The 14,703-nt window shown below is 43.8% G+C and carries 6 protein-coding genes and 1 riboswitch; all 6 genes read right to left on the bottom strand.

The window, feature by feature from the left end:
* Nucleotide 1 precedes the first annotated feature (1 nt).
* Nucleotides 2-655, bottom strand: a complete 654-nt coding sequence (locus MHH49_RS10720; RefSeq protein WP_036682266.1) for a response regulator transcription factor — start codon at nt 653-655, stop codon at nt 2-4.
* On the bottom strand, nt 652-5,733 hold the full coding sequence (locus MHH49_RS10715; protein ID WP_341138116.1) for an AAA family ATPase: 5,082 nt from the start codon (nt 5,731-5,733) through the stop codon (nt 652-654). The genes MHH49_RS10720 and MHH49_RS10715 overlap by 4 nt, the downstream gene beginning before the upstream one ends.
* A gap of 84 nt (nt 5,734-5,817) precedes the next feature.
* On the bottom strand, nt 5,818-6,453 hold the full coding sequence (locus MHH49_RS10710) for a response regulator (RefSeq protein WP_036682269.1): 636 nt from the start codon (nt 6,451-6,453) through the stop codon (nt 5,818-5,820).
* A gap of 245 nt (nt 6,454-6,698) precedes the next feature.
* Nucleotides 6,699-12,512 (bottom strand): NPCBM/NEW2 domain-containing protein, encoded by a 5,814-nt coding sequence (locus tag MHH49_RS10705; RefSeq protein ID WP_076099749.1) that lies wholly within the window; start codon nt 12,510-12,512, stop codon nt 6,699-6,701.
* A gap of 258 nt (nt 12,513-12,770) precedes the next feature.
* A riboswitch (cyclic di-GMP riboswitch) is annotated at nt 12,771-12,857 on the bottom strand.
* Between the two features lie 157 nt (nt 12,858-13,014).
* Nucleotides 13,015-13,581 (bottom strand): hypothetical protein, encoded by a 567-nt coding sequence (locus MHH49_RS10700; RefSeq protein WP_036682474.1) that lies wholly within the window; start codon nt 13,579-13,581, stop codon nt 13,015-13,017.
* A gap of 116 nt (nt 13,582-13,697) precedes the next feature.
* Entirely contained in the window at nt 13,698-14,681 is a 984-nt protein-coding gene (locus tag MHH49_RS10695) for an EAL domain-containing protein (protein ID WP_036682271.1), read from the bottom strand.
* Between the last annotated feature and the right edge of the window lie 22 nt (nt 14,682-14,703).

The raw sequence follows: 14,703 nt of genomic DNA, 5'->3' as shown, positions 1-14,703 counted from the left end.
ATTACAAAATAGCTTGCAGTCGCACAATCGCTTGGGCCCGATCAACCACTTCTAATTTGCTGTAAAGATTGCTAATATAATTGCGCGCCGTACCTTCCGCAATATGTAATGTATCGGCGATTTCACGATTGTTCAGTCCCCGGATAATGAGCTGTGCCAGCTCTTCTTCCCGTTCTGTCAGACTGATACGATCCAGACCCGATCTTTGCCAATGTTCATAGTCCTCTGTTAACCTGTTCATCCTCGACGCCAGTTTGGCTGCTACCGGAGCTGGCAGAATAAATTGCCCGGATAACGTATCATGAATCGAAGCGATCATTTTATCTGCGTCCATGTCCTTCAGCATATAACCGCTTGCTCCGTAGGCCATTCCCTCTACAATATAATCAGTCTCTATAAAAGTAGTCAGGATCAGAATGAAGATGTTCGGCCGAATCTGCTTTATTCGTTTCAAGGCGCTAAGGCCATCCATAACTGGCATTTGAATATCAAGCAGCACCAGATCAGGCTGGAGTGCCTCCACCATCTCGCAAGCCTCTTCTCCATTCTTGGCAGCACCGACCACTTCCATATCATCTTCCAGATCCAAAATGGTGCGAAGTCCTTCCCGCGTCAACAATTGATCATCGGCAATTACAATTTTTATTTTACTCATGTTCTATCCACAACCCTTCGCATGGGCAGATCAATCTCCAGTAAACATCCTTCATCCATTTCTGAATCGATGGATAAGCTGCCTCCCAGTTGCTCAACCCGTTCCTTCATCGTCCTAAGTCCAAATCCCATCACGATTGGACTCATCCCTAGCCCACAATCCTTGAGTCTAAACTGCAAGTTCGCTCCAACAGACTCCAGACTAAAATGGAACTCGGCACTCTTTCCATGTCTGATCCCATTAGTTAAGCCCTCCTGCAAAGCATGATAGATTGCCTTTTTATAGGCTGTTGACATGGCTTCCGGCAGATCATAAATAACTGCATGAACAACAACGCCTGCATTGCGTTCTGTATCTTTAATCAACTGCCTCAGCATCACGGTTAGGTCAGAATACCTGTCCTCTTTCAGCATATGGACAGAGCCGCGGATTTCATTCAAGCTATGCCGCACAAGATCCTGGGCTTCTGCCAGACGCTGAAAGCCGCTGTCTATCTCCTTCTTCTGAAGCAGCCGCTTGCCAGCTTCAATCTGCAGAATCGTCGATGTAAGGGTATGCCCGACAATATCATGAATCTCTTGGGCAATACGATTGCGTTCCTCAAAAACAGTAGCTTCGGCCAAAGCCGCAGATGTTTCCCGCATCGAACGCTCCAGGCTGCGAGTTCTTTCTACCACTTGATCCTCCAGATTTTTTTTGAGATATTGGATTCCCGAATATAGCTTGGCATTAGCGATTGAGATTGCGCATTGTGAACCAAGCAGCTTGAGCACATCGAGTCTGCTTGGAGTAAATACACCCGGCGATAGATTATTCTCCAAATAGAGCAGGCAAACCAATTTATTCTGATTCATGATGGGGAGACATAGAACAGATTTCAGTCTATTATTCCTAACGTAAGTATTACGTGTAAATATCCCTTCACTGAGCGCATCATGTAATACAACCTGTTCTTGTGTTCTTGCCGCGTAAGCTATAATCGCTGCCGGGACCAACCCCGATTCTTCCCCAAGTGGAACAGATTCGATATGCTGGGCTTCTGAGGTCCCATAAGCTTCCACCATCCATTTGCCGTCATGATCAAAAATAACAGCCCCATATTCTGCCCCAGCATTGTGGAGCATGATTCGCATCAGCGTGGCCAATAATCGGCTCATCTCCATCTCGCCCGATAATGCTTGGGCAGACATTACCACAGAAAGGGAATCCACACGATCGAGCCCGGGCTCTCGTTTAATATGCAGCAAATGGCGATGCTGCTGCTCCAGGTCAGCCGCTTTAGCCTTTGCGCCCCATTGCAGATAAGCCTCATAGGCCTCAGTCATATAGATTCTTGCCAGATGCATTTTGCCATGACGAAGCCCATATTTGCCATAACATTCCGCCGCCATCGCTAAATCGTGAATATGACCGTGGACCCGGGCGGTCTCAATGGATTGCTCATACAACGCTTCAGCTTGGCGGGGATCTCGCGATAGACGAGTTAACTCAGCCTTCATCAACAGATATTTATGCTGATAATTCCCCGGACAACGCCTGGCAAGCTTTTTCATTTTCTTCAAGCATTTACGCATTTTTGCCCGATATGTACGTTGCTCTTCAGCGTTATATTCCTCATACAACTGAGCCCAGACTAAACATTCATACATGATCTGCATGGGACTGTCTAAGCCATCTTCGCGTGATTTTATAATGGCCGCTGATTTGGCTAATGCCTCACCGGCTTCTCGGTATTCTCCAAATACATAGCCCGTCAAATACTGATAGATCCAGACCATTTCTTGTATAAAATCAAAGGTGTCCCCATGAACCGACTGTGCAAAATCAGGCTCGCTAATCTCCGCGATGGGAAAGGGATCATCTATAGAGCGATAACCTGTCAGTCGAACAAGAATGGCCGCCGCTACAATAGCCTGCTTACAGTGAAGACTGTTGTTATGGCGCAGCAAATCTCCGGAATGAGTAATTAATCGCTCATAGATATCGCCGAGAGGATGACCAAATTGCAAAAGGGAGGCACAGTTGATCAGCACATTCTGGTTGCCCTTCCATAAGTCACCTGATTCCAGTCCCACTTTACCAGCCTTCTCGGTAAATGTATGGAGCATAGCTGGATCATAATGCCGCCAGCTATCGTAGCACATGGCGAACGCGGCTAAGGTTGTCATATGCTGTTTCGGATAGGGTTCGGATAAGCTGAATGCCAGCATGGCCCATTTAAATGTTTCTTCATCATTACGGAAGTAATAGTACTGAAACATTGCATAGCCTATGAATCCAATGGAAGCCTCCGGGGTCATCCCATAATCAAGCGTTAATTCAATCATGGTGAAGGAAGAAGCGAGCCACCCTTCTCGATTGACGTAGAAACAAGCATTGCTCGAATGATCTAAAGTAGACATTGCGATTCTACGTGCTTCATCAGTCATTGGAGGTAAAAGAGTAAGCGATTCGAGTGAGACCTTCTTGAGTCTACGCCGCAATCGTAACCATTGAAGCGTCAATTGAGCATAACCAGGATCAAATTGATGCTTCACTTTCAGTAACGATAGGGTATGCTGGCCTAAGGAGATCACCTCTTCGTGGTTATCATTACTTGCTTCCAACTGCACCTTCATTGCGTAGACATAAGCCTTATCCATATTTGTCGTAGCTTTATCAATTAACAGATGGAATAATTCATTAGCCGTATCAAAATGGGAACATAAATATTCGAGCTCTGCCCTCTCACGAAATACCCGGAAGGTTAGCCCATAATGCGCCTCCCAGCTCTGCTCCGCTAATAATGACGTTGCCTGAAGCATATGTTGTAAGGCTGTCTCATGTGCGGTTGTTTGCTTCGCTTTGACCCCTGCCTGTAAGTTCAGCTCTACCAGTTGAAGCCTCTGTTCAGGGCGGTCTAACCATGTAAGTGCCTGATTCAAATGCTGGACAGCTTCAAATAGGGTCGTTCCTTCACTTAGCGGGCTGCGGCCTAGCAATAACAGACCAATCTTCCAATGCAGCTCGGAACGCTCCTCTTCGGAAATAAAGGCATATGCTGCCTGATGAATGCGGTTATGCTGAAACTTATAATGCGGATATTCCTCCCCGTTAACGGGCTGCAACAAGCGCCCATGTACAGCAACCGCCAACGCTTCGCTCAATGCCTCTATCGGGGTCTCCGTAATATCAGCAAGTGTACGTAAATCAAATAGGCTGCCTATGAATGCGGCTCTGCTAAGTGCATATACCGTCTGTTCAGAAAATTGTTGCAATTTACTTGAAAGGTATGAAGCTACGTTATCGGGAACATTTAATTCAGTAATACGCTGGAGATCCCATTTCCAGCTTCGAATATTCTCATCAAATTCCACTCGCTGATCATCTATCAAATCTTGAAGGAATTGCTTAATAAATAACGGGTTTCCATCTGTCTTATGAAGCAGCACACGCGCCAGCTCGTCCAAGTCAGCTGCCTCGTAACGCATAACATCAAGTAGCAGTTGTTTTAAATCGGTGAGTTCAAGCGCTTGTAAAGAAATTCTGCTCATCGCTACGTTGCGGTCAATCAGATGCTTTTCCAGCCTACTGAGTGGGTGCAGCCTTGTAATCTCCCGATTGCGATAGGAAAGCACGATTAGCAGATGAGTCGTTGCCGTATCCTCTATAAGCGAAGTGAGATATTGCAGCGACGTATCATCAGCCCATTGCAAATTATCCAATACCAAGATCAATGGATGATCCTCATGAGGAAAGAGTTGAATAAATCGGCTCATGATTAATTGAAAGCGATGCTGAGCTTCCAGCGGTGGCAGTGAAGGCACGGAGGGTTGTGGGCCAATCAAGAGTTCAAGCTTAGGAACAAAATCGATCAGCAACTGACCGTAATTGTCCACTGCTTGTAGAATACGCAGCTTCCAAACCTCCACTTGCAGCTTTGTTTCCATCAGCAGCTGACTAACCAACTCTTCTATGACTTGATGCCAGATGCCATAAGGGAGTGAGGTATGTCGGGATTCGAATTTGCCTCTGGCGAAGAAACCATCCAAAGAGACTGTATTTCTAAGGGTCTCCTTTAGAAAGGTTGTTTTGCCGATACCACTCTCCCCGCTAATCCAGACCGTCTCTACGGCACCTTGTGATGCTCGTTGCAGCGCTTCCCTTAAGCTTTGTTGCTCAAGATGTCTTCCATAGAAGCGTCCTGATACCATCCACCGCTCTGGGATATCCCAGCTTCCTAGTGGAAAAGGCTCAATATGCCCGGATTCTTCTAGACGGGATAGACATTCCTCAAAATCCGATTTAATGCCTAATGCGCTGGCGTATCTCGCTTCAGGCATCTTCTCCATGCATTTACCAACAATATCAGAGACCGATAGAGGGATAGTGGGGAACTTGCGGTGCAGAGGCTCAGGTGTATCTGCAAGATGACGATATACAATATCAACAACATCATGCAGCTCAAAGGGGCGGCTGCCTGAGAGACATTCATACAGGATGATCCCAAGCGAATAAAAGTCAGAACGGTAATCCGGTTTGACTCCGGTTCGTCCCGTTTGTTCTGGAGCTATATAAGGAAGCAGAACATCGGGCCGACCGCTTAACGGTGACAAAGGACTCGTGATGTTTTCGGTAGAGCACATTCTTATATCAATAAATTTCACTTCAAAAGTAATGGGATTGACGATTAGATGAGCGGGGGTTAGTTCATTTAGTGTTATTTTTTCACGATGAATTTGCATAAGACAATCAGCAATGGCTGTAGCGATCCGAAGCAGCGCTGGAAGACCCAGTGAATTAACAGGCATACGCAGGATCTGCCCAAGAGTACTCCCCTCTATATCTTTTAAGAGAAGGACTGGTCGGTCCGCCATAATTTCCAAACTGTACGCCTCTATTGCACCACGTCCGCAAAGTCGCTTAAGCATGTCATACTCATGACGAAAAGCATCGACCATGGCAGCTCCCGGGTATTCTCCTATTGTTGTCTTAGCGATAACCCTTAGGCCGTCCTCTTGACGTAGGAGTCTGTATAATCTGATATCCGCGGTATTATCTATCAGATCTAAGGTTTGGTATCCTGGCAATTCAAACATCAACAGCACTCCCTAATTACAATTAGACAGAATACTCAATCTTGCAAAGTAGTTAAAGCCATTATAACATCTGATCTTGCCGTTCTACTCGTAAGACATTTCATATTTCGTTAATCCTATCGCGTTGGCGCACAGTGCCGCCTGTGTCCGGTCAGTAACCTGCAGCTTCGCTAAAATCTGACTGACATGCTTCTTCACCGTAAATTCACTGATAAAAAGACGTGTGGCAATCACTCTATTGCAAGCACCTTGTCCAAGCTGAATCAGGACTTCCTTCTCTTTTGGTGTCAATTCATCTGTTGGACTGCTGGCGCTCATTCGCATCTTTTCTTCCATTAGGCCAGGATCGTAATATTTTCTCCCTTTGTACACCAACTGGATAGCAAAGAGTAATTCCTCCGGCAGTGCCTCTTTCAGTACATATCCGTCTACCAGTACTTCTTCAGCCCTCAAAAAATCCTCTCTGCTCGCAGAGGAAGTCAACAGTATGAATTTACTAACAATGCCGCGGGTACGTGCTATCTTAATGACATCCAGTCCTGATTCATCAGCAAGTTTAAGATCAATGAGGACAATGTCTGGCTTTGTCTCTTCAATCACATCAAGTGCTTCCGGACCAGTCGTAGCTTCACCTGCAAATTGCATATCCGATTGCATTGCAATGACAGATGCCAGCCCTCTTCTAACTAAAGGATGATCATCTACAATGATGATTTTCACAGAAACACCTCTCTCTAAACCGCATACATTATTTACTTCTTTGTATAAAAAGCTTCAATTAGAGTATTCATTTAAATTTGGCGCATTTCTGATTAAGTATAGTTAAAAGACTACACCGCTTATAGTGAGCGTTGTCATTTCTTTTGTCACATGACAAAATGGATATTTTTACATAAAAACTTCCTCATTTAAAAACTGGCGAACCATGGTTATAGAGACCACAATCCGCCTGTTTTCTTGGGAATTTAATTATTATCAATAAAAGAAATGATTTGCACGAGATTACCTGCGACTTGGTAAGTTAACCCCAGCATGTAAGTTCCTTTCTCCTCGTTTGATAGGTCAATAGTGAACACATCCGGATTAGCAGCCCATTCCTTCATATCAAACACAATTTCTTTAGATGTTCTAGTGTTTCTTACCCCAGCGGAATTAGGGATCACTTTGCTGCCATCGAGCCCTCTCACCAGATTAGCTACTTCAACCACAGGTCCCTTAAATTCTCCTACCTCTAACACTTGTGGGTCGGCCAATAAGCTCGTTAGTTTAGTTAACCCTTGTAATGGGGAGAAATCTGTAATTTCATTTCCAGTAATATCAAGTGTCTCTAGGTTCTTTGCGTACTGCAAACCTTCCAAGGATCTGGCTCTTCTGGTTTCGCTGGTTAACGTTGTAAGGTTATACATATCCCCTAACGTTAGTTCTCCAGTTACGCCCAATGTAGTCTTGATCGAAGCACTTAAATACGGGTCCGCCACAGTAATCTCTTTCGTAAGATCTATTTGGACCAAACCTTCGGTTGCTTGTTGCAACGCTGCTACAGCTTCGTCTACTTCACTTTGCGTAACAGAAGAGTTAGCCAACACTGTCTCTGCTGTCGAGAGGTTGGACGTAAATGCCGCGATGCTCTCAGGTGTGAAGCCTTCTAGAGAAATTGCTTTAGCCGCTGCAATCGCCTGTTCCAGATCTCCAGTGAATAAGTGATCTCCATTCGCAAAATGTAGTTTGGCTCCACCCCATGTAGCATGGTCAGATCCGTTGCCATTTCCCCCGTCTGTGACAACTAATTTCAGTTCTTTTGCTCCATTAATATCCAATTCAATGAATTTCTGCGGATCTCTTGAACTCATGACTCCACTATCGAATTTCTTCTCTCCATCGACAAACACCTCAAAGCTCACCGAACCAACAGAACCGTACATTTGTCTATCTACACCTACATAGGAAGTGAAATAGTCCACGTTTTTGTCGCTTAGATCGTATACAATCGTCGAGTTAGAGTGCGCTCCAATTCCTCTTTCATAGGACACTACCTGATTGTTCTCATCTGTTAATCTCAGCGTATTCGCACTAATAGATTTATCCTTCAAAGGTGCAGTATAGCTGTTCTGAGTAGAGTTCCAGTCGTAATCCGTCATATACGTAAAGTCCGTCATGTCTACTACGGCTATAGTTCTAATCTTCGTGGTCGTATTTCCATCACTATCTGTTACTGTGTAAGTGATTGGATACTTTCCAGCCCGGTTGAATTTAACTTGCTCTTGACCTGTGACCTTCACTTGAGCCGTCAAGTCACCGTCTTCCGAATCCATTGCCGAATAGCTTTCACTGATATCAATCACTTGGCCCACTTTGGTTGAGACAGATTTAGGTATGGTAAGCTCTGGTGTATTGTTCAAGATCATAAACTTCGCATCAGCAAAATCACCGTGATCTGAAGCATTTCCGTTACCTGCATTATCTAACACCAGCTTCAATTCACTTACCCCCTTAACAGGTATCCGCGCAAGCTTGGCTTCTGTACCAAATTTCATCAGTCCGCTGTTATAAACCTCTGCCCCATCGGCAAAGATTTTGAAAATCACACTGGAGTTGCTTTGCTCAGGGATATTTCTATCAACCCCTACATATGTTTCAAAATATTCATAGTTTGTACCCGCCAGATTATACACGATTTCAGAGCTGGCATGGGTTCCTAAGCCCTTAGCGAACTCTTTGACCTCGCCATTTACCAGCAGCTTAATCGGATTGTTAGAGCTAGCCTTATCTTTTCGAACCACATTATAATCCGTTTTTGCCGATTGCCAATCTACATCACTCAGGTATTTACTAGCGCTGTATACAACAATCTTTCTGGCCTGCACAGCGGAGTTCCCATCTGAGTCTGTGACTGAAAACTCGACGTTGTAAGTCCCTGTTTTGCTTGATGTGAACCCATTTGGGTTTACATCAACGGCTCCAATTAAGTTACCATCTTCCGTATCAAAAGCCGTAACATCGCTCAACACATCAAATTCGCTGTTCAGCTTAACGAAGGTTGTCTCTTCCGGCACTGTAATGATAGGTTTGCTTGAATTATTCGAGAACTTCGCATCGGCCCATACCGTATGGTCTGAAGCATTGCCATCCTTAGCATCTGTTGTAACCAGCTTCACCTCTCTTGCGCCAGTCACAGGGATTTTCACAAATTGATGTTCTGTTCCTGCCCGGAAAACATCACTCTCAAATTTCTGTTCTCCATCCACATACACTGCAAAAGTAGCCGAGGAAGGTTTCCCTTTCATGGCTTGATCGATCCCAATGTAGCTTTCAAAGAAGTCGTAACCCTTACCTTCAATATCGTAAACTACCTCAGAGTTGGCATGAACACCAATCCCTTTCGCGTATGTCGCAGCCAATCCTTGGCGAACAAGGGTTATGATTCCCCCGGAAACGGCTTTATCTTTCTTTAATTCACCCCAGCCTACAACGACTGACTTGGCATTGAGATCGGAAATATAGGCGTAGTCGCTCGTTACCGTAACCTGTGTGGTTTTCGTTTCCGTAACCCCTTCGCTTTTCACTTCATATACAATTTCGTAGTTGCCTTTTTGCGTTACATCAACGTTATTGGCTTTCAGAGAGACATCTGCAGTAATATCGTTTCCTAGATAGTTAGCCGCTTTTACATAGCTCATCGGATCAAAGGTTTGATTAAGCTTTAAAGTGAGCTGATCTTCAACAGACAAGGCTGGCTTAAAGGCTTTAACCTGTACGGGCTTCAGTGGGTTCAGCTTTTTATCATAACCGACGATCTTGTACGTATAGTTGATACTCGCATCTACATTCTGATCCACAAATTGGTCAGTCCCTGTAAAACCAACTAACACATTATTTCTATACACTTCATATCCTAAGAAATCTTGCTTAAGCTCTTTATCTATACTGAAACTTAACGTGTTCGTTCTAGCCGTGGTGTTAGGTGTGATATTAACCTTAATGGCCAGATTTTTATCCGCTATTCCAGTTCCCTCATAATTAATCACCGAGTTATTTAAATACCATAACTTTTGCGGTGCCGGATACTTGGCTACTTTCGCTTTTGTCTCAGGATTCACAGTGAAGCCATGTCTGGCAAAATAGCTGCTTAAATCTAATCCCAGTACTTCGGAGGAGAACTCCACCAAATACTGCTGCTTGGAATTGTCACCGTTGGGAAGGGTGACCTTCCGCTCCCGATATAGCTTGGTCAGCTCTGTCCAGTATCCCGGATGTGCCAGCTCCAGCTGCCAATAGGCTCCGAGTTGTGCAAATAAGCCCTGCTGATTCATAACCACTTTATTTTCTTCGAGGACATATTTATAGATATCTGATTCATACGGTATACGATTATCTATCGAATTCGCCGCGACAGACATAAACATAGACACCATATTATTAGTTACTTCGCCATATTCCCGTTCACCCATAGCCAAGCGATGCCCAATTTCGTGATTCAGTCCCCAGCCCGGATAAGCTTTGTTAAAATCACCTAACATGGTTCCTACTGTTCCAAGTTGGATCCCTGTATGATCTCCCGCTGCATACATCGCACCATAAGGCTGCATCAATCGAATATTCTCACGAATTAGCTTGGCATCATGAATCTCACTACTGCCATCCAAGCCATAGAAGGTAAAAATGCTTTTCATCCAGGTGTCATACCCAGTTACGGTATCCAGCGGGTTATTTCCTTGCGTAATAAATTTGTTGTACGCTTCAGTCGCAGTTCCTGTAAAAATAACATGATCGCTGGCCATTTCTACCACATCGATAAGTTTGCGATCTTGAACATTTGGATGAGCCGCTTTATCTTCGTCTAATCTTTGTTTGTATGTGGTTAAGAAGGTTCTGAATTGTTCTGGATCCGTGGTCTTGGTCATAAAAGGAATCTTTTCTAAACCTTCGAAGCGGATCAGTGGCGCCTTCCCTTGCTCCTCAGCTGTATAGGGATTTACGATATAAACGGTTCCGCCCTTAGTTACATCATGAGCATAAGCACTAGTCGTTGCAATTTCAGGTACAGTTATAGTGTTCTTGCCCGCACGCAATTGTACGCCCCTAGCCCAACTATTCCAAGCTCCCTCTTGTTGAGAAAAGATCAAAGAAGGCAACTTATCACCCGAAGCAGCATCCACATAAACATTGATGGTCTCGCCAGGCATTGCCGCAAGTCCTGTAGGCTGGTTGTTCGTGCCGAAGCCTATTCTCAGGTTTTGCTGAGCATGTTTTTTCATATCTCCACGCTGCTCCGCCTCTATGATGGTACCTTCGATTTGAACCTCGCCATTAACCAGCTTCTTAGCTAGTTCCAATGAATCTTTAAGGATTGGATAGAGCGGATGTACTTTTGTCGCTTCCTCCAATTCATTGATTTTTGCAACGTTATTATAAGCAGACACAACCGCACTCATCGTTCCATCTGTGAAAATACCATTTACAGCTTCGCTTACTTTATCTTCTGTATAAAATCTAAATTCAGCCGCAAAAGGTCTGTTAATATTAGCTTTTGTGAACTTAAATTTTAATCTTTTAAACTTCGTCGGTTCGAATTTAAATTCCAGAAAATCATTGGTACTAATCGCGGTTCCGCTAGATACAAGTTGGAAGGTCTCTCCTTTACTCGTCTCTGATGCATAGATTTCAAAAGCCTCTGGGAATCCTTTGCGGTTATCTCTAGCCAAAAAAGCCACTCTGTCCAGCACTTCCGCTTGCGCTAGTTCAAACACGACTTCATTCGTGAAGCTTGCATCATTGTTTTTGTTCGTTTCCCAATGCGTAGTGGGCTGGTCATCCAGCATATATTCAGGCTTCGTACCTGGGTAGCTTCCACCGTTCACCGTTACTTTTGATACGTTTGCATTTGGCATTCTATAAGCTTGGCTATAGGCATTTTCATAGGCTGTACCATACCCTTTTAGCTTCGAAACCTTGGCTGCCGTTGCATCTACCTGATGGTTCTCCAAAAGGATCTTTGCATTCTCTATCTCTTCTTTAAACTGCGTATACAGTGGATGTGCCTGCACTTCATTCTCTAAAGCTGTTAATTTCTCTGTCGTATTAAAGGCAGCACTAACTTGGCTCAAGGTATCATCTGTAAATAAATTTTTCATTTTAGCAGAGACACTATCCTCTTTATAAAAAGAAAACTCAGCCGCACTCGCCCAATCTTGGTTGGCTTTTTTGAAGACAAATTTAAATCTCTTAAAAGCCGTAGGTGCGAACTGAATCTCCACTACATCACCGGTTGAGCCTTTATATTCTCCAGAAGACACGAGTGTGAAATCGCCTGCATCTGTAGTGGAGCCATAGATATCAAATTCTTGAGCAAAACCTTTACCTTTAGCACCAGATTGCCTAGCGGCGTAGACCATTCTATTTAATTCAGTGGACTCATTGAAAACAAACACAACCTCATTCGTAAACGTTGAACTATTCGGTTTGCCAGTCTCCCAATGCGTGCTCATATCCCCATCCATAGCCTTAGCTATAGGTGAGCCTGAGTAGTTGCCACCGTTATTTGTGATGGTTTTAATATTTGCTGGATTCATTCTAAAAACCTCATTATAGGCATTTAGAACATCCTTGCCGTACAGCTCAAACGGAATAACCGAAGCGTTGCTTAATAAGTTGACCTTACTTTGCGCGACTGTTTTTGTTACATTTACCTTGCTTGCCTCACTTGCTAAAGCATAACCTGCCTCACTCGAAAAACTGGCCAACATGGCCGCCGATGTAGCGATCGCAATCATTTTCTTCATCTCTTCTTACCCCCAGATGTCATATGAATCTCTCCAGTGCCCAAAAATGGGCACAAAAAAAACTACCCCAAAAGAGTAGCTTGATTGCGTATAAAGTCGCCTAAAAATTAAGACTTAATTTTTATTAAACCTTAACAAGCATAAACGCCTTCGGCGTCCTTATAAGGACGGTAAGCGTTTAAGCGAGAAATATAAGATATTAAGTATAGGTGTATAACTTATACTTTCTTATATTTTAACAAAAAGCGTTACACACTCTTTGGCAGCTGGCTGACAATAGTTATGATAACCTTAGTCCCTATAGCTTTGCGTCCCTACATTTCCATAGGTTTGCCTATGAAGTTTCGAATACATTCAAAGAGTAACATAAGCCTAGATCTGATCGCATGATTAATTGGTATGAAATGAGTATAGGTAATTGCAATTAGTTTTTCTCATGTGATAGATATTATTTATCGACTATCCCGGAAGAGAATGGGATCCTTTAGGACTGGAGGTCTAATTAACTCCCCGATCCGAACAAACGCCGGAACCAATTCCACACATCGCCCGTGATGGGAATTAATCCGAAACCATGTTCGCCAACTGCGATTACACCATATGCCCATTGTCCGATAGCTATGGCACCCCCAGCGATCCTGCCTATCGCTATCGCACCAAACGCCGTATCCCCTATGGCGATGGCCCCCAACGCTTTTTCCGCGATTGCGATCGCTCCTACAGCCACTCCTGCAATCGCAATCGCTCCCACTGCGAAGCCAAGCCAGCTAAGTGCTATTGCTCCAATCGCTAACCACATTCCCAGTGATATTGCTCCTAAGGAAAGTACGCCCACGCTTATCGCACCTATGGAAATCAATCCGACAGCTACATCTCCAATAGCGATTAAACCAACAGCTGTCTTTACACGGGGTTTACTTCCATGACCATACTTTTGACCTGAGTATCGCCCTAAATTACTACGAATACTGATGACCGGAAATGAGGGAGAAGGCCATTGATAATCAATTTCTCGTCCATCAAAGCCCCTAGAATCCGCCCAGCGCGTTACAAATTGATGCCATTTCATATCCATCCCGTCCCCCTTTTCAAATTACCTAAATTATACAACCCCGGGGGTTGGCTGTACTCAGACTCTGACCTGAAATTCATCTCATCCTCTGGACCGATATATACTCATTAGGATTACTGTTTGGGAATAGGATCAGGCTTTCCAAATAAATATCCCTGAAACAACTGATAACCACTCTGCTTAAGCCATTCAAAGTCCTCTCTAAACTCCACACCTTCTGCTAAAGGAACAGATTGGATTTCTAAAGCCTTTTCTAAAAATTGTTTAGCTATTTTCTGTTTGTTCGGATCACTGGACACGCCTTGAACATATTTCATATCTAACTTCATGTAATGAGGTTTAAGCTCCAATAACATCTCGATTGTGCTGAAGCCTTCCCCAACATCATCTAAAGCGTATTCAAATCCCCGGTCCTTGTAATATGTCAAAATAGCTTTCAAATGAGCGAGATCATCCACTTTCTCCGTTTCAACAACTTCAAAGACAAAAAGAGAGGGATCGACACCTAATTGATTAGCCAATTCAACCGTTGATCTTAAGCAGAACTCTGGAGCGTAAATTGATGTAGGGATAAAATTAATAAACGTTTTTTTATTTAAGGGCGCAGCATATTTTACGGCAGTCATTCTACATAACCGGTCTAAAGCATATAAACGCCCACGATTCCGTGCTGCCGCAAAGATCTCATTAGGATAGATAAGGGATCCATCTTCTTTTTTAAATCTCGATAAAAGCTCGTATGCAAAAATCTCTTCCCTTACGTTCACAATCGGTTGGAAGTAACAAGTAACAAGACCCTTAGTGATAACCTCATCAATCCACTTCATATCCATTACAGTAGACATCTCGGATAGAGGTCTCCATGCTTGGTCATCTATACGAAATTCAATTTTCCCGGACTCCATATGATCGTTACAGAAATCTAGAAGATCTCGCGCTTCAGCTTCCTTAATCGTAATCACATTTTCTTCTACCTTATGTATCGTATTACTTCTACTCAAGTGATGAATAACCTTAGGTAAAACCCTAAGATTAAGCTCACCATGAGGCTTGATTTGAAAATTCAGCTCTCTTACTACACAATGATTACAAGCCATATTCATAACCCCTTTAATAATC

The sequence above is a fragment of the Paenibacillus sp. FSL F4-0122 genome (genome assembly GCF_038002845.1).
Classification (GTDB): domain Bacteria; phylum Bacillota; class Bacilli; order Paenibacillales; family Paenibacillaceae; genus Paenibacillus_AQ; species Paenibacillus_AQ odorifer.
This window is presented reverse-complemented; position numbering and strand designations above follow the sequence as displayed.

Bases quoted from the DNA above. Each gene is read 5' to 3' on its own strand.
- MHH49_RS10700 (WP_036682474.1), bottom strand. From the start codon at position 13,581: ATGAAATGGCATCAATTTGTAACGCGCTGGGCGGATTCTAGGGGCTTT.
- MHH49_RS10715 (WP_341138116.1), bottom strand. From the start codon at position 5,733: ATGTTTGAATTGCCAGGATACCAAACCTTAGATCTGATAGATAATACC.
- MHH49_RS10720 (WP_036682266.1), bottom strand. From the start codon at position 655: ATGAGTAAAATAAAAATTGTAATTGCCGATGATCAATTGTTGACGCGG.
- MHH49_RS10695 (WP_036682271.1), bottom strand. From the start codon at position 14,681: ATGGCTTGTAATCATTGTGTAGTAAGAGAGCTGAATTTTCAAATCAAG.
- MHH49_RS10705 (WP_076099749.1), bottom strand. From the start codon at position 12,512: ATGAAGAAAATGATTGCGATCGCTACATCGGCGGCCATGTTGGCCAGT.